The sequence below is a fragment of the Amycolatopsis halotolerans genome, assembly GCF_042647905.1.
Taxonomy (GTDB): domain Bacteria; phylum Actinomycetota; class Actinomycetes; order Mycobacteriales; family Pseudonocardiaceae; genus Amycolatopsis; species Amycolatopsis halotolerans.
In genome coordinates, this window is sequence record NZ_JBHRWI010000021.1 from 1 (window position 1) to 15,121 (window position 15,121).

At 69.0% G+C, this 15,121-nt stretch carries 18 protein-coding genes; 8 read left to right on the plus strand and 10 right to left on the minus strand.

From position 1 onward, the window contains the following. Positions 1-309: 309 nt before the first annotated feature. The 4 genes from yhjD to ACFORO_RS18180 form a co-directional block, all read right to left on the minus strand. A complete protein-coding gene (gene yhjD / locus ACFORO_RS18165) occupies positions 310-1,323 on the minus strand; it encodes an inner membrane protein YhjD (RefSeq protein WP_377874584.1) in 1,014 nt (337 codons plus the stop codon). Positions 1,324-1,390: 67 nt separating this feature from the next. Continuing rightward, positions 1,391-2,410: a tryptophan--tRNA ligase gene (trpS, locus tag ACFORO_RS18170; RefSeq protein WP_344270578.1), complete on the minus strand. Its 1,020-nt coding sequence runs from the start codon at positions 2,408-2,410 to the stop codon at positions 1,391-1,393. 344 nt (positions 2,411-2,754) lie between these two features. Further along, the gene (locus ACFORO_RS18175; RefSeq protein WP_377896592.1) at positions 2,755-3,240 is read right to left on the minus strand and encodes a hypothetical protein; all 486 of its coding nucleotides are present in this window, start codon (positions 3,238-3,240) and stop codon (positions 2,755-2,757) included. A 350-nt stretch (positions 3,241-3,590) separates the two neighbouring features. Then, a complete protein-coding gene (locus tag ACFORO_RS18180) occupies positions 3,591-4,406 on the minus strand; it encodes an exodeoxyribonuclease III (RefSeq protein ID WP_354742511.1) in 816 nt (271 codons plus the stop codon). A 64-nt stretch (positions 4,407-4,470) separates the two neighbouring features. On the opposite strand from ACFORO_RS18180, the gene ACFORO_RS18185 reads away from it, so the two are divergent. After that, complete coding sequence (locus ACFORO_RS18185) at positions 4,471-5,202, plus strand: MBL fold metallo-hydrolase (protein ID WP_377874589.1); 732 nt, start codon at positions 4,471-4,473, stop codon at positions 5,200-5,202. Between the two features lie 395 nt (positions 5,203-5,597). Here the strand turns inward: ACFORO_RS18185 and ACFORO_RS18190 are convergent, their stop codons facing one another. Further along, on the minus strand, positions 5,598-5,909 hold the full coding sequence (locus ACFORO_RS18190) for an SH3 domain-containing protein (RefSeq protein ID WP_354742369.1): 312 nt from the start codon (positions 5,907-5,909) through the stop codon (positions 5,598-5,600). A 190-nt stretch (positions 5,910-6,099) separates the two neighbouring features. After that, positions 6,100-7,323, minus strand: coding sequence for an NADP-dependent isocitrate dehydrogenase (locus tag ACFORO_RS18195; protein ID WP_354742371.1), 1,224 nt, complete (start codon positions 7,321-7,323; stop codon positions 6,100-6,102). Between the two features lie 229 nt (positions 7,324-7,552). On the opposite strand from ACFORO_RS18195, the gene ACFORO_RS18200 reads away from it, so the two are divergent. The 3 genes from ACFORO_RS18200 to ACFORO_RS18210 are packed head-to-tail and all read left to right on the plus strand — an operon-like array spanning position 7,553 to position 9,064. Continuing rightward, a complete protein-coding gene (locus ACFORO_RS18200; protein ID WP_377874592.1) occupies positions 7,553-8,029 on the plus strand; it encodes a hypothetical protein in 477 nt (158 codons plus the stop codon). Between the two features lie 37 nt (positions 8,030-8,066). Further along, positions 8,067-8,432: a DUF2203 domain-containing protein gene (locus tag ACFORO_RS18205; protein ID WP_116201667.1), complete on the plus strand. Its 366-nt coding sequence runs from the start codon at positions 8,067-8,069 to the stop codon at positions 8,430-8,432. Positions 8,433-8,461: 29 nt separating this feature from the next. Beyond that, positions 8,462-9,064, plus strand: coding sequence for a class I SAM-dependent methyltransferase (locus ACFORO_RS18210; RefSeq protein WP_377874594.1), 603 nt, complete (start codon positions 8,462-8,464; stop codon positions 9,062-9,064). Here the strand turns inward: ACFORO_RS18210 and ACFORO_RS18215 are convergent. After that, positions 9,061-9,567 (minus strand): hypothetical protein, encoded by a 507-nt coding sequence (locus ACFORO_RS18215; RefSeq protein ID WP_377874596.1) that lies wholly within the window; start codon positions 9,565-9,567, stop codon positions 9,061-9,063. The genes ACFORO_RS18210 and ACFORO_RS18215 overlap by 4 nt on opposite strands. A gap of 68 nt (positions 9,568-9,635) precedes the next feature. Beyond that, positions 9,636-10,049 (minus strand): DUF2000 domain-containing protein, encoded by a 414-nt coding sequence (locus ACFORO_RS18220; RefSeq protein ID WP_354742379.1) that lies wholly within the window; start codon positions 10,047-10,049, stop codon positions 9,636-9,638. A gap of 50 nt (positions 10,050-10,099) precedes the next feature. Between ACFORO_RS18220 and ACFORO_RS18225 the strand changes: the two genes are divergently transcribed. Both ACFORO_RS18225 and ACFORO_RS18230 read left to right on the plus strand, forming a co-directional pair. Continuing rightward, positions 10,100-10,861, plus strand: coding sequence for an AraC family transcriptional regulator (locus ACFORO_RS18225; RefSeq protein ID WP_377874598.1), 762 nt, complete (start codon positions 10,100-10,102; stop codon positions 10,859-10,861). A gap of 27 nt (positions 10,862-10,888) precedes the next feature. Then, positions 10,889-11,470: an HhH-GPD-type base excision DNA repair protein gene (locus tag ACFORO_RS18230; protein WP_377874602.1), complete on the plus strand. Its 582-nt coding sequence runs from the start codon at positions 10,889-10,891 to the stop codon at positions 11,468-11,470. A gap of 1 nt (position 11,471) precedes the next feature. Here ACFORO_RS18230 and ACFORO_RS18235 read toward each other — a convergent pair whose 3' ends face one another. Both ACFORO_RS18235 and ACFORO_RS18240 read right to left on the minus strand, forming a co-directional pair. Next, on the minus strand, positions 11,472-12,116 hold the full coding sequence (locus ACFORO_RS18235; RefSeq protein ID WP_377874604.1) for a spermine/spermidine synthase domain-containing protein: 645 nt from the start codon (positions 12,114-12,116) through the stop codon (positions 11,472-11,474). 13 nt (positions 12,117-12,129) lie between these two features. Further along, a complete protein-coding gene (locus ACFORO_RS18240; RefSeq protein WP_377874606.1) occupies positions 12,130-13,320 on the minus strand; it encodes an MFS transporter in 1,191 nt (396 codons plus the stop codon). Between the two features lie 109 nt (positions 13,321-13,429). Here ACFORO_RS18240 and ACFORO_RS18245 point away from each other — a divergent pair, with 109 nt between their 5' ends. Continuing rightward, positions 13,430-13,753 (plus strand): ArsR/SmtB family transcription factor, encoded by a 324-nt coding sequence (locus ACFORO_RS18245; protein WP_377874608.1) that lies wholly within the window; start codon positions 13,430-13,432, stop codon positions 13,751-13,753. A gap of 185 nt (positions 13,754-13,938) precedes the next feature. After that, positions 13,939-15,117, plus strand: a complete 1,179-nt coding sequence (locus ACFORO_RS18250; protein ID WP_354742391.1) for an MFS transporter — start codon at positions 13,939-13,941, stop codon at positions 15,115-15,117. The last annotated feature ends 4 nt before the right edge of the window (positions 15,118-15,121 follow it).

The window sequence follows — 15,121 nt, forward strand, 5'->3', positions numbered from 1 at the left end:
CAGGCTCCAGCGACAGCTCGACCAGCGAGCCCACCGGCCCGCCGGCGCACAGCGCCGCGTCGGCCAGCTCGAACAACGCGTCCGCCCGCGCGGTCAGGCACCCGTAGAACTCCTGCCGGAACTCGGACAGATCCCCCAGCGCGGTGGCCGCGCCGGCGTGGTGCACACTGTTCATCGAAGCCCTTGGTTGTGATCTTCCTTCTGTCGCAAGAAGAATGATCAACCAAGGGCTTCACCCATGACCAACCGGGCACCCACTCCGACACCCGGACCTTAAAACTCAAGCTCAGGGTTCCCCTCACGTACTTTTCAGCCTTTTCGGCGGCCTAGCCAGGCAAGCAGGGCACCAGCGCTGAACGCGCCGGCCACCGAACCGAGCCCCAGCCCGTGCTGCACCGTTATCCGCGGCTCCAGCAACACCGGAGCGGGCGGCTGCACCACCCGTCGCTGGTTCTCCCGCGCGGTCGCCGTCCACGCCGTCACCAGCAGCAGGAACCGCGACACCAGGTTCGCGAACACCAGCAACCCGATCACCGGCCCGAAGATCGCTGCCGACGGGGACTTCGTGACGCTCGCCAGGTAGACCGTCGCGACCTGCTGCAAGACCACGAATCCGACCGCGGCGATGAGCGCGCCCTTGACCGCGCTCCGCAGCGCGACGTGCTCCCGCGGCAGCCGCGCGATCACCCACAGGAACACCAGCGCGTTGGCGATCAGGCTGAGCACGATCGTCGCGAGGTGCAGCAGGAACTTCGCCCACCCCTGGCCTTCCAGCCCGACCAGCTTCAGCAGCAGCTCGCCGAGACCGCTGCCCGCCGCGGTGAGCGCGAACGACACGACCAGCGCCAGCCCGAGCCCGAGCAGCGACAGCAGGTCCTTGACCGTCTTGCTGACGAACGGTTCCGTCTTCTTCTCCTGGCCCCACTGCGCGGTGAGCGCGTCGCGGAGGTTGGCCATCCAGCCGATGCCGGAGTAGAGCGCCAGCAACAGCCCGAAGACCCCGATGCCGCTGCCGGACTTCAGCGCGGCGTCGGTGATCTGCTTGACCAGGCCGCGCAGCCCCTCCGGCACCGAACTGTCGATCCCGTGCGTGATCTGGTCGATCACCGCGGTGTTGTGCCCGAGCGCCATGCCGACGATCGCGAACGCCACCATGAAGATCGGGAACACCGACAGCACGCTGAAGTAGGTGATCGCCGCCGCGTAATGGTTGCCGTAGTTTTCGTTGAAGGAGTCGTTGGCGCGGATCAGGTGATCCAGCCACGGGTACTTCCGCCGCAGCCGGGGCAGCAGCTTTTCCTTGTCACCGGTCTCTTTCGCCACCGGAAAACGCTAACCACGGCAACCGGGCCCCGCAACGCGAGCGTGCCCGCGCGGTTACCGGTCGCGATCAGCTCGCGGGCAGGAACCCGATCCGCTCGTAGACCGACGCGAGCGTGGCCGACGCGACCTCGCGCGCCTGCCGCGCACCCGCGGCGAGGATCCGGTCCAGCTCGGCGACATCGTCCAAATAGGACTGGACGCTCTCCTGCAGCGGCGTGACCCAGTCGACGAGCACCTCGGCGAGGTCCTTCTTGAGATCGCCGTAACCCTTGCCCTCGTAGGCGGTTTCGAGGTCGGCGACGGTGCGGTCGGTCAGCGCGGAGTAGATCGTGAGCAGGTTCGAGACGCCGGCCTTCTCCTCGCGGTCGAACCGGACCTCGCGGCCGGTGTCGGTGACCGCGGAACGGATCTTCTTCGCCGAGCGCTTCGGGTCCTCGAGCAGCTCGACGAGCCCGTTGGCGGTCGCCGCCGACTTGCTCATCTTCGCCGTCGGTTCCTGCAGGTCGTAGATCTTCGCGGTGTCCTTGACGATGAACGGCTCCGGCATGACGAACGTCTTGCCGAACCGGCTGTTGAACCGCTGCGCGAGGTTGCGGGTCAGCTCGAGATGCTGCCGCTGGTCCTCGCCGACCGGCACCGCGTTGGTCTGGTAGAGCAGGATGTCCGCGGCCATCAGCACCGGGTAGGTGAACAGGCCGACGCTCGCGTGGTCGCTGCCCTGTTTGGCGGCCTTGTCCTTGAACTGCGTCATCCGCCCGGCCTCGCCGAAGCCGGTCTGGCATTCGAGCACCCAGCTCAGCTGAGCGTGCTCGGGCACGTGGCTCTGCACGAACAGCGCGCTCCGCGCCGGGTCGACCCCGATCGCGAGCAGCTGGGCTGCCGAGCGCCGCGTCCGCTCGAGCAGCACCTTCGGGTCCTGCTCGACGGTGATCGCGTGCAGGTCGACGACGCAGTAGAAGGTGTCGTGGGTGTCCTGCAGCCGCACCCACTGACGCAGGGCGCCGAGGTAATTGCCGAGGTGGAAGGAGTCGGCAGTCGGCTGGATCCCGGAAAGCACCCGCAGGCGCCCGTTCTGTTCGTCGGACACGCCGAGATTCTTTCAGGCTGCGAGGGAGGCGGCGCCGCGGGCCCGGCGGTTCGCAGTGCGGACGGGCAGCCGGGACGCCTCGACGGCTCCGCCCGAAGATTCACTTCCGGGGAGGAGCCGCTGCTTGGCGATTCAGCGCCGCCGGAAGGCTCAGTCCCCGAACTGAGCGCGGTTCGTCGGGACCGCCGACGATTCAACGCCGCCAGGAGATTCAGGCCCGGGCACGCTGCGAACCGAACACGGCTCGCTGGGACTGCTGGCGACTCGGTGCCGACCAGGCCATAAGAAGGTTCTGGCGGGGAATTCACCGCCGCTGCCGGGATGCCGGAGGACCGGCCAGCCGACTAGGACTGCCGCAGGGGCAGCGCGGCCGGAGCCGGCTCGAGCGGCCGGGTCGGCTCCTCGTCGAGAGCACCGGCGGCAGCCACCGCCTCGATCGTCTTCGCGCGGGCCTTGCGCCGCTGCCGGACGACGCCCAGCGCCATCCCGATGATGCCGAAGCCCACCGCGACCAGGCCGACCGGTCCGAGCATCCCGAACCCGGTCGACGTCGTCTCCGCGCGGACCACACCGTCGTCCGCGAAAGCTGTCGCGCCCGTTCCGACGGCCGCGACCAGGATCGTCGTCAGCACCGCCAGGACGCGTCCGCCCGCAACAGCCAAGGAACGGCCCGAAGCCGCTGCCCTGCTGCCTGCCGCCAAAGCACCGCGACCGTCCTGTGCCGCGTCGCGAATCGAAGTCGGTTTGTTTGCCGTCGCGCTGGGCACCCCCGATGGGGTGACGGACGCGCGCGGCACCGGACGGCCAAGCGCCAGCGTGGACCGTGTCACGAACCGGCCTGGGTTGCGCACCGGAGTGCCTCCCGCGAGGTGACTGTTCTGAGTGAGTGCCTCACCCGTAAGGATGAGTTCTCGACGTGCTACTGGTCAGAAAACTACCGAGCGTGTCAAGACCTGTCGGATCTGATCAACTCGGGTGCCGAGGCTAGCGCCCACTCGGGGAGTAACCATGGGCACCCCTGGCGTCTCGGCGTCGTCGGTGGTCAGCGCCGTGCGCGGCTCGCGGAACCACGCACAGTGTCCTCAACCCCGGCGAAACCGGACAGAATCACCCCGCAGAACAAACCCGAACTACCCTCAGCAGGCTATTCACCAGCTAGTCACCAGCACCACAACCAGGCTCAACCCGGGAACGGCACGTCGTACTTCGCGGTGACCGGCGCGTGGTCCGACCAGCGCTGGTCGTACGACTCTGCCCGTTCGACCACCACGGACGTCACCTTCTCCGCGAGACCGGGGGTCGCGAGCTGGCAGTCGATGCGCCAGCCCGAGTCGTTGTCGAACGCCTTGCCCCGATAGGACCACCACGTGTACGGGCCGGGGCCCTCGGCGTCGAGACGGCGCTGGACGTCGGTGTAGCCCGCCTCGTAGACGCGGCCCATCCACTCGCGCTCCTCGGGCAGGAAGCCGGAGTTCTTCTGGTTGCCGCGCCAGTTCTTGAGGTCGACCGTGTCGTAGGCGATGTTCCAGTCGCCCACCACGACGACCTCCCGGCCCTCCGCGGCCGACTTCGCGCGCAGTTCGACCAGGTACGGCAGGAACGCGGCCATGAAGCGCTCCTTCTCGTCCTGGCGCTCCGTGCCGACGTCGCCGCTCGGCAGGTACAGGCTCGCCACCACCACGCCGGGCAGGTGCATTTCCAGGTACCGCCCGCTGTCCTCGAACTCGGGCTCGCCGAACCCGGTCCGCACCTCGTCCGGCTCGACGCGGCTGTACAGCGAGACCCCGTTGCGTCCCTTCGCGACCGAGGGCGCGTGCGCGGCGAACCACCCCTCCGGCGCGACGACGGACGCGGGCAGCTGCGCGGCCTCGGCCCGCACTTCCTGACACGCGACGACATCCGCCTCGGTGGCGGCCAGCCACTCGACGAAGCCCTTCTTGACGGCGGCCCGGAGGCCATTGACGTTGACAGTGGAGACGATCAGCACCCCGCGCACGCTACCCGCCGGGTCCGACAATTTTCCGCGCACGGCAGGTCCGGCGAGGTCCAGAATGACCGCCATGCCCCGACTGACTGTCCTCGGCAGCTGTGGCGCCTGGCCGGAACCCGGCCGCGCCTGCGCCGGATTCCTGCTGTCCCACGAGGATTTCCACGTCGCACTCGACCTCGGCTACGGCGCCGCCGCACAGCTCTTCCAGCACGTCCCCGCCGACCGGCTCGACGCGATCGTCGTGACCCACGAGCATCCCGACCACCTCGCGGACGTCAGCGCGCTCGGCCGGGCCCGCCACTACACGACCGACCGCAAGCTCCCGATGCACTGCACTCCCGGCACCGTGCGCCGGCTCGCCGCGATGGAGCCCAGCCCGGCCCCCGACGAGAACTTCGACCTCCACGACATCGGCCCAGAGACCGATCTCGGCCCGTTCCGGCTCACGACCGAGCTCCTGCCGCACCACGTGCCGAATTACGGAATCCGCCTCACCACATCCGGCTATACCCTCGCCTACACAGGCGACACCGGTCCCGCTCCGCAACTGGCCGATCTGGCCCGCGACGCCGACGTCCTCATCTGCGAAGCCACCCTGCAAGGCGCGCCGCCTGAGGGCCCCCGCTACCTGATGACTGCCGCGGAAGCAGGCCGGCTCGCCACTGCGGCGAATGTCCGAACGCTGCTACTCACGCATTTCTGGCCGGGTTCCGACCGAGCGGTTTCGGTGGCCGAAGCCCGCGCCGAGTTCTCCGGGAAAGTGCTCGCCGCGGAAGAAGGACTCATGCTGAATCACGCATAATCGCGCACCGGAGAAAAATCGCGATCGGCCCCCGCACGTTTTCACGGCGGTACCGAACAGTTCAAAGAGCAAACCGAACCGCCGCAGGTGCCGTAAAGGCATCCGGCAATCGCGAAAGTTCCGAGCCGCACGGGGGCATCGGCTCAGCCGATCGGCGGCAATCCCGCGTGGACAACGGAAGCCGTCCCACCACATGAGACGAACAATCACCGGAGCCGAGACACCACACCGGGCACGCCCGGCACCGGCCCCGCCAACCGCTCGATCCCAGGCGAACCACGCGACGCATCGAACCCAGCAACCACACGAACCCAAGCACCGCAAGCAGTCCGCGCGGACCTGCGCCCGCACAGAGGACGATCAGCGCCGCAACCGGGCACCAGCCCGAAACGGACTCAGCACTTGGCCCCAGGAACCGGCGTCACGAAGCCGTCCGCGACCCACTTGCCGTCAGCGATCTTCCGGAACCCGTTCTGCACCACGGGTTGTGCGTCGAATTCCGCGCCGCGCAAGTACTTCCCGATGACTTTCCCGTTACCCGCGGCGGTTTCCCGCGCGTTGAGCACGTCGGCGGTCACCGAGACCTTGCAGCCGGTCGGGGATCCCTGCGCGTCCGCCTGGCCTTTCTGGCCGAACGCGTAGATGACCACGACCGCAGCGATGACGCCGATAATAATCAGTGTCTTCTTGGGCAAACCCAGAATCACGGCCGCTCCTCAGTCGCGAAAACCCCTCGTCCAGAGTAGGCAGTCCGGCCGTGCCCGGACAGGTTCCCGACCCCATTCCACCCGGAGGTGCCAATCCTGTCACCGACACAACACGAAGAGTGACACACAAGAGAAGGGCACCTCGGAAGACTCCTCCGAGGTGCCCTTCTCCCTAACGGCTAAAGAAAGATCAGCCCTGCGCGATCTTCTTGGCCAGGTTCTCGTCCAGCGTCGCGAGGAAGTCCTCGGTCGTCTGCCATTCCTGGTCCTTGCCGACCAGCAGCGCGAGGTCCTTGGTCATCTTGCCGCCTTCGACGGTGTCGATGACGACCTGCTCCAGCTTGTTCGCGAAGCCGATGAGCTCCGAGTTGCCGTCCAGCTTGCCGCGGTGCTCGAGGCCCCGGGTCCACGCGTAGATCGAGGCGATCGGGTTGGTGGAGGTCGGCTTGCCCTGCTGGTGCTGGCGGTAGTGCCGGGTGACCGTGCCGTGCGCGGCCTCGGCCTCGACCGTCTTGCCGTCCGGCGTGCGCAGCACTGAGGTCATCAGGCCGAGCGAACCGAAGCCCTGCGCGACGGTGTCGGACTGGACGTCGCCGTCGTAGTTCTTGCAGGCCCAGACGTAGCCGCCCTCCCACTTGAGCGACGCGGCGACCATGTCGTCGATCAGCCGGTGCTCGTAGGTGATGCCCTTGGCGTCGAAGTCGGCCTTGAACTCGGCCTCGAAGATGTCCTGGAACACGTCCTTGAACATGCCGTCGTAGGCCTTGAGGATCGTGTTCTTGGTCGACAGGTAGACCGGGTACTCGCGGTCGAGGCCGTACTGCAGCGACGCGCGCGCGAAGTCCTCGATCGACTTGCGGTAGTTGTACATCCCCATCGCGACGCCGCCGCCCTCGGGGAAGTTCGCGACCTGGAACTCCATCGGCTCGGAGCCGTCTTCGGGGGTGTAGGTCATCGTCAGGGTGCCCGGGCCGGGAACCTTGAAGTTGGTGGCCTTGTACTGGTCGCCGTGCGCGTGCCGGCCGATGATGATCGGCTTGGTCCAGCCGGGTACCAGGCGCGGCACGTTGCGCATGACGATCGGCTCGCGGAAGATCACGCCGCCGAGGATGTTGCGGATGGTCCCGTTCGGGGACACCCACATCTTCTTGAGGCCGAACTCCTCCACGCGCGCCTCGTCGGGCGTGATCGTGGCGCACTTGACGCCGACGCCGTGCTGCTTGATGGCGTTGGCGGCGTCGACCGTGATCTGGTCGTCGGTGCGGTCCCGCTCCTCGATGCCCAGGTCGTAGTAGTCCAGGTTGACGTCCAGGTACGGGTGGATCAGCTTGTCCTTGATGAACTGCCAAATGATGCGGGTCATCTCGTCGCCGTCGAGTTCGACAACGGTGCCCTGGACCTTGATCTTGGCCATGAGCAGCGGTGCTCCTTCCGCGGATCTTCGCGTTCGCTTCTTCGCTCTCCGATAGCGGTACAAGCGTACTGCTTAACAGAGCTGGATGGTTCCAGAAGTGGTCGGAATCAAGTCTCTACCACCCTTGACGCGGCTCTCCGACCGGGCACGATCCGGGCGCCCGGCCGAGGGGAACCGGACGGGCCCGGCGAGCATCCCATCGCGTAACCACAGCCTGGGAGGCCACACCATGTCGTACCCCGCGCCCTACCCCGCCCAACCGGCGATGGTCAGCCAGCCCGCCAGCCGCGCCGTCGCGCGCGTGCTGAGCGGACTGTGCGGCCTCGTGCTCACGCCGATCGCGATCGGCGTGCTGGCCTTCGGCGGCTACCGCCAGCAGACGCGGGTCTCCGCGACCTTCGGCGAACACGGCGACGGCCTCGGCACGACGCTGATGGTGATCGGCGCGCTGCTGCTCGTCGGGGTGGCCCTGCTCGGCGCGTGGTCGTCGGCCGGGCCGGTCGTCGGCGGGGTGGTCTGGGGCGTGCTGCCCGGGGTCGCCACGCTGGTGTCGCCGCGGACTGGCATCGACCTGCTGCGCCTGCTGCCGGGAGACGAGCTGGCGGCCGGATTCGGCGGCTGGCTGGTGTCCGGCGCGCTGCTCGGTGCGGGATTCCTGCTGGTCGGCGCGGGTCTGGCCGCGAAACTCGGGCGGCGACGCAGGTAGCGGCAAGACGGCGCGGGCCCGGTGAGACTATTTGCAGATGGGATTGTTCACCGTAGCCGAGGCCCGCACCGAACTCGCCCGGCTGCTTCCCGTTCTCGCCGAACTGATCCGGGTCCGCGCCGACGCCGCCGAGCTCGCCGCGTCCCTGCGTCCGGGCGGGCGGGACACCAGCCTCGGCGGCCTGCCGGAATGGAAGGCCGCGCAGGCCCGGCTGGACGACCTGATGACCGCGATCCAGGCGACCGGGGCCGAGCTGAAGGGGTTCGCCCCGCTGCTGGTGGACTTCCCGGCCTCGCTCGACGGCGACGACGTGCTGCTGTGCTGGCTCGAGGGCGACCGGGAGCTGACCTGGTACCACCGGGCCGACCTCGGTTTCGCCGGCCGTCGCCGATTGCCCGGATAATCACTGGTCAAGCCCACTACGGTGGCTAGGTGAGCACACTTTTCGACGCCGACGCGGCGGGATACGACGAGGACACCTTCCACCCGTATGTGGCCGAGCGGCTGATCGGCGGCCTGGCCCCCAAGCCCACCCTGCTGATCGACGTCGCGGCAGGCACCGGCGCGGCTGCCTACGCGGCGCTCCGGCAACTGGAACCGACCGCCGTGTTCGCCATCGACCTCTCCCCCGCGATGATCGAGATCGCCCGGGCCAAGGCCGCCGACCGCGACCCGGACGGCCGGATCTCCTGGCACGTCGGCTCCGCGGTCCCGCTGCCGATCGGCGACGGCGAGGCCGACGCGGTCGTCTGCGCTTCGGCACTGCACTTCCTCGGACCGCGCGCACTGGCCGACTGGCGGCGCGTGCTGCGTCCCGGCGGCAAGCTGGCGTTCAGCATGGTGTCGTCGGAACGCTTCAAGCCGACCGGCAAGTTCGCCGACGTCTACCCGCGGGACCTGCGCGTCCCGGGCACCCTCGACGAAGCCGCCGCGCTGGCCACCGACGCCGGATTCAGCTCGGCGACGGCACAGCACGTGACGCTCGATCAGGACGACCGGGTACGGCAGGTCTTCGCGGTGTTCGCGGAGGCCTAACGGTGGAAGTGCGCTTCGCCGCGAGTAGCAGCAGCGGCGGAGCAGTGCAGGACGAAGGTGACGTCGAGGTCGGTCACCGCTCCGTCGGCCGCGCGAGCCAGGCGGGTCACGGCGAAGTCGGCGGTCGCGCCAGGGGCCGCGCAGGCACCTCCGGGGTCTGCGCGGGTCCCGCGAAACGCGATGAAGCTCGGCGTCGTGGCCTGCGGCGAACTCGGTTCTCGGACGCTGGCACCCGAGTAGGTGCCCTCGTGCAACTGTTGTCCGGCAGGCGCGCTGAGCTCGAGGCGTGCCCAGTCCCAGCCGTCTGGAGTCTCGGCGTTCACCTTCACCGCGTCGCCGTACTCCCACGCCGTGACCTCGCCAGCAGTCCACGAAGCACTGCCCTCGAACGGGTAAGCACCAGCATCCGAGGTGTAGCTGAAACCGCCCGGGTCCGCGTGCGCAGCCGATGCCGTCCCGCACGCGATGCCCGCCGCAGCGACGGCAGCCAAGATTCTTCGCATGATTTCCCTCCCCTAGGGTCGCTTGCGATCTTGGCAGGATTCCCTGCGCTGCGGCGAAAAAACTCCGTTCAGCCGTGCAGCTGAGCGCCCTTGAGGATCTTGTCCACCGCGTTCTTCGGCCCGTGCACGGCCATCCCGGCCAACGCCAGCTTCTCCGTCGGCACCGCTCGCACCGCGGCGCGATTGTCGACGTCATTGCCGGTCTGGAACAGCTCGTCGGTGAAGATCGAGAACCGCAGACCCCGGGTGAGCGCCCGGCTGTGCGCCAGCGCGAGCGTCTCGGCGGTGCCCGCGAACACGAGTACCGGCTGGCGGAACATCGGCAGGTACTCGGTGTCGTCGGCGTCGAGGTAGGGCTCGCCGATCAGTTCGGGCGTCGTGTGGGCCACGCCGCTCACCAGGAACGCCGTGACGTTCAGCCGTTGCCACGAGGCCAGGTCGTCCCGCAGCAGCACGGCGATCTTCGTGTCGAATCGGTTCATGCGGGACAGCATCGGCCCGGCGCCGCGTGCGGGTCTTGTACGTTTTGAACATGACGGTGTCGGCTTGGCGTCCTTCGGTGCCCGGAATCGCCGAGGCGTTCCACGCCCGGTTCACCGATCACGCCTACCCCGCGCACACGCACGACACCTGGACGCTGCTGATCGTCGACGACGGCGCGATCAGCTATGACCTCGACCGGCACCACCACGGCGCACTCGGCACGGCCGTCACGCTGCTGCCGCCGAACGTCGCGCACGACGGCCGCGCCGCCACGAGCCAAGGCTTCCGCAAACGCGTGCTTTACCTCGACGCCGACGTGCTCGGCGAAGACCTGATCGGAGCCGCCGTCGATCAGCCAAGTCTGCCGGATCCGTTGCTGCGCACCAGAATCCACCAGCTGCACCAGTCGCTCGCCGAACCGCTGGAAGCCGAAAGCCGCCTCGCCCTGGTCGCCCAGCGGCTCCGGCTGCACCTCGGCCGCCCGACCAGGACACCGCCCGACCGCAGCCTGGCCGACGACCTGCGCGACCTCCTCGACGAAGGCCTGCCGGATTCGCTGACGCTGGCCGACGCGTCCGCCGTCCTAGGCGCGCACCCGGTCCACCTGGTCCGTGCCTTCGGCCGCCGCTTCGGACTGCCGCCGCACCGGTACGTCACCGGCCGCCGCGTCGACCACGCCCGAAGGCTCCTGCTCGACGGCACCCCGCCCGCAGCCGTCGCCACGACCGCGGGCTTCACCGACCAGGCACACCTGACCCGCCACTTCCGCCGCTACCTCGGCATCACCCCGGCCCGCTTCGCACGCGGCTGACCGGGCGGTTTGTGCGAAGATGGCGCCATGCTGCGCGAACTGCACCTGACCGGCGACCCGGCGGCCGACAAGCTGCTCAACGACGACCCGTTCGCCCTGCTCACCGGCATGCTCCTGGACCAGCAGTACCCGATGGAGCACGCCTTCGCGGGCCCGCGGAAGATCGCCGACCGGATGGACGGCTTCGACCTCGCCAAGATCGCCGCGACGGACGTCGACACCTTCGTCGAGATGTGCGTGGTCCCGCCCGCGATCCACCGCTACGGCGGCTCGATGGCCCGCCGCGTGCACGCGCTGGCGCTGCACATCATCGAGAACTACGACGGCCGCACCGAAGGCATCTGGCTCGACGGCCGCCCCAAGCCGGACGGCGAAGAGGTGCTCAAGCGCCTCAAGGCACTGCCCGGTTTCGGCGAGCAGAAGGCGAAGATCTTCCTGGCGCTGCTGGGCAAACAACGCGGAGTGGCCCCGAAGGGTTGGCGCGAAGCCGCGGGCGCGTACGGAGATCGCGGATCTCGTCGGTCCATTGCGGACGTGACGGACGCCAAGACGCTCGGTGAGGTGCGCGCGTTCAAGAAGGCCGCGAAGGCCGCCGCCAAGGCGAACTGACTCAGCCCCGCGCGAACCAGACCACGTCCGGTTCCCCGCGCGGCACCGGAATCTCCGCCACGTCCACCTCGGCGAACCGCTCCCGCAGTCGAGCCGTGAACCCCGGTGCCGCGCCCGCGCTCCACACCGCCAGCACTCCACCCGGACGCAGCAGCTGAGACAACCGTTCCAGACCGGAAGCCGAGTACAGCGACGCATTCCCCTCGGTGACCGTCCACTCTGGACCGTTGTCGATGTCCAGGCACAGCGCGTCGAACATCTCGCCGGTCGTGCGCAGCCACTCCAGCAGATCCGCCTCGACCACGGTCACCCGCGGATCGTCCAAGGCCCCGCCGTGGACCTCGCGCAGCGGGCCGGTGCGGTTCCAGGCGATCACCGCCGGTTCGCGTTCCACCACGACCACGGAGCCGACCGCGGAGTGGTCCAGCGCGGCGCGCAACGAAAACCCGACCCCGAGTCCGCCGATCACCACCCGCGCACCGGAGGCGAGCCGGTCGGCCGCTCCGGTCACGAGCAGCCGTTCCGACTCGCCGTTTCGGGTGTCCATCAGGAACATCCCGTTTTCGATCACCTCGAACTCGGCGCCGTCGCGCCGCAGCACCAGTTCTCCGCCGTGCCCGAGCACGGTCTCCAGTACCTCCGCCACGCCCGGCAGCTTCTCAGACCGCGACCTCCTCGCGGATCTCAACCCGCTTCCTCGTGCCCCAGAAGAAGACGACCACCAGCGCGGCCGCGGCGGCGAGGATCGCGGCGATCTCCGGCAGGACAGTCGCCCCGGCCGAGGTCAGCACCGCGCCGCCGACGACCCCGGACAGGCCGACGCCCAGGTAGATCGCCGACGCGTTGAGCGACAGCGCGAGACCGGCGTGCCCCGGCGACAGCTCGATGAGCCGATGCTGCACCGGCGGGCTGAACGACCAGTTCGCCAAGCCCCACACGAACAACGTGATCCCGGCCCCGACGACGGTCGTCGCGGTGAACGGCAGCAGCACCATCACGGCGGTGAATCCGGCGAGGATGATCAGCAGCGGTTTGCGCGGGCCCCACCGGTCGGCCGCGCGGCCGCCGGCGAAGTTGCCGATCGCGCCGCCGATGCCGTAGCAGAACAGCAGCACCGTGACCGTCCCGCCGGAAACCCCTGCCGTGGCGGCCAGAACCGGCGAAACCAGCGTGTAGACCATGAACGCGGCGAGGCAGGCGAGCGTGGTGGTGACGAGCAGCGCGACGATCCGCTTGTCCCGGGCGACCGCGAACCGCTCGGCGAGCCTGACCGCGGGCGGCGGCGCGACCTTCGGCAACGCGACCCGCACCCCGAGCGCGCCGAGTGCCGAGAGGATGCCGACGAACAGGAACGCGCCCTCGTAACCGAACTGCTGGGAGATCACGCTGCCCAGCGGGACGCCGAAGATCAGCGCGATGGTGAGCCCCCCGAACACCAGCGAAACGGCTCGGCCGCGACGGTCCGGCGTGGTCAATTCCGCGGCGACGGCGGTGGCGGCCGGGGTGTAGACGGCGGCCCCGATCGCCGTGACGACCCGCGCGATCAGCAATGTGGTGTACCCCGGCGCGACGGCCGCGAAGATGTTCCCGACCGCGGCCACCGCGAGCGCGGCGACCAGCAGCGTCCGCCGTTCCCACCGGCCGGTGGCCGCGGCGAACAACGGCGAGCCCACCGCGTACGCGATGGCGAACGAGGTGACGAGCTGCGCCGCGGCCGTCGCGGAGATGTGCAGCTCGGAGGTCAGCGCCGGCAGCAGCCCGGCCACGATGTAGCCGCTGGTGCCGACGCCGAAGGCCCCGAACGCGAGCACCGAGTTCCGGGCCGCCGCCGAGGACGAGACGCTGGACATGAATGTCCCCCCAATGAGACCTGAACGGATAGTTCGACGAACGTCGTAGTTCGATGACGACCGTACACGGCCGCACCGACAATTTCGACAGCCGTCGTACTATGGACGCATGCCCGCTTCCGTGCCGCTCCCGCCGCTCGCCTATCCGGACCGCGACGAGATCACCGTCGAAGCGGTGCTCCGCGCGCTGGCCGACCCGGTCCGCCTGGCGATGGTCCGGCAGCTGGCGAACTCCGAAACGGAGATCTCGTGCAGCGGTTTCGAGGTGCCGGTGACCAAGTCCACACTCACCCATCACCTCGCGACGCTGCGCCAGGCCGGGGTGATCGTCGGCCGCCAGGAAGGCACCACCCGGTACAACGCGTTGCGCCGCAACGATCTCGACGCACTGTTCCCCGGCCTGCTCGACGGCGTGCTGGCCGCGCCGCGCTGACCGGTCGCGCTACGTGGCGGGCCTCACCCGAATACCGGGATGACAAGGCCGCCCTCCATCGGTTCAACTAGAGCGAGACAGCACGACGACGTCGGGGCTGTCTAGTTTTTTGCCCTCGTTCTAAAGCGCTTCAGAAGCCTGTGACCCAGGCGCTGAGAAAACGATTTCTCCAGGAAGGGAGAGCCGTGCCCGTCGCGTTGCTCGCGCTCGCCGTCGGTGCCTTCGGCATCGGTACCACCGAGTTCGTGATGATGGGTGTGCTGCCCCTGACCGCCGCGGACTTCCACATCGACATCCCGTCCGCGGGCTACTTCATCTCCGCCTACGCGCTCGGCGTGGTGATCGGCGCCCCGCTGCTCACCGCACTGGCCGTCCGGCTGCCGCGCAAAACCATGCTGCTGGCGATGATGGGCCTGTTCACGGTCGGCAACGCGCTGTTCGCGCTCTCGCCGAACCAGGACTTCGGCATCGCGTTCCGGTTCCTCGCCGGGCTGCCGCACGGCGCGTTCTTCGGGGCGGGCGCGGTCGTCGCGTCCAGCCTCGCGCAGCCGGGCCAGCGCGCGAAGGCCGTGTCGATGATGTTCATGGGCCTGACGCTGGCGAACGTCATCGGCGTCCCGCTCGGCACCCTGCTCGGCCAGCAGGTCGGCTGGCGCGCGACGTTCGGCGTCGTCGCGGTGATCGGCCTGCTCGCCATCGCCGCCATCGCGAAACTGGTGCCGCACCAGGGCCGCCCGGCCGACCCGTCGATCCGCGGCGAACTCGGCGCGTTCCGCCGTCCGCAGGTGTGGCTGGCGCTGGCGATCGTGATGTTCGGCCTCGGCGGCGTGTTCGCCTGCATGTCCTACATCGCGCCGATGCTGACCGACGTCGCCGGATACTCGCCCGCCAACGTCACGGTGCTGCTCTCGCTCGCCGGCGTCGGCATGACGATCGGCAACTACCTGGGCGGACGGCTCGCGGACAAGAAGCTGATGCCGAGCCTGTACGTCGCGCTGCTCTCGCTGGCCACCGTGCTCGCGATCTTCACCGTGACCGCACAGGGCAAGGTCGGCGCGGCGATCACGATCTTCTTCGTGGGCGTCGCGGGCTTCATGATCGGCCCGATGATGCAGGCGCGGATCATGGAGAAGGCGGGCGGCACGCCGTCGCTGGTTTCGGCCGCCGTCCAGTCGGCGTTCAACATCGCCAACTCGATCGGCGCGTACCTCGGCGGCCTGGTCATCGCGGGCGGCCTCGGCCTGCTGGCCCCGAACTGGGTCGGCGCGCTGCTGGCCGTGCTCGGGGTGTCGATCGCCGCGGTGTCCGGATTGCTGGACCGGCGCGAGGCGCGGGTCCAGAAGGAACTCGCGCTCGCGTCCTGACCGA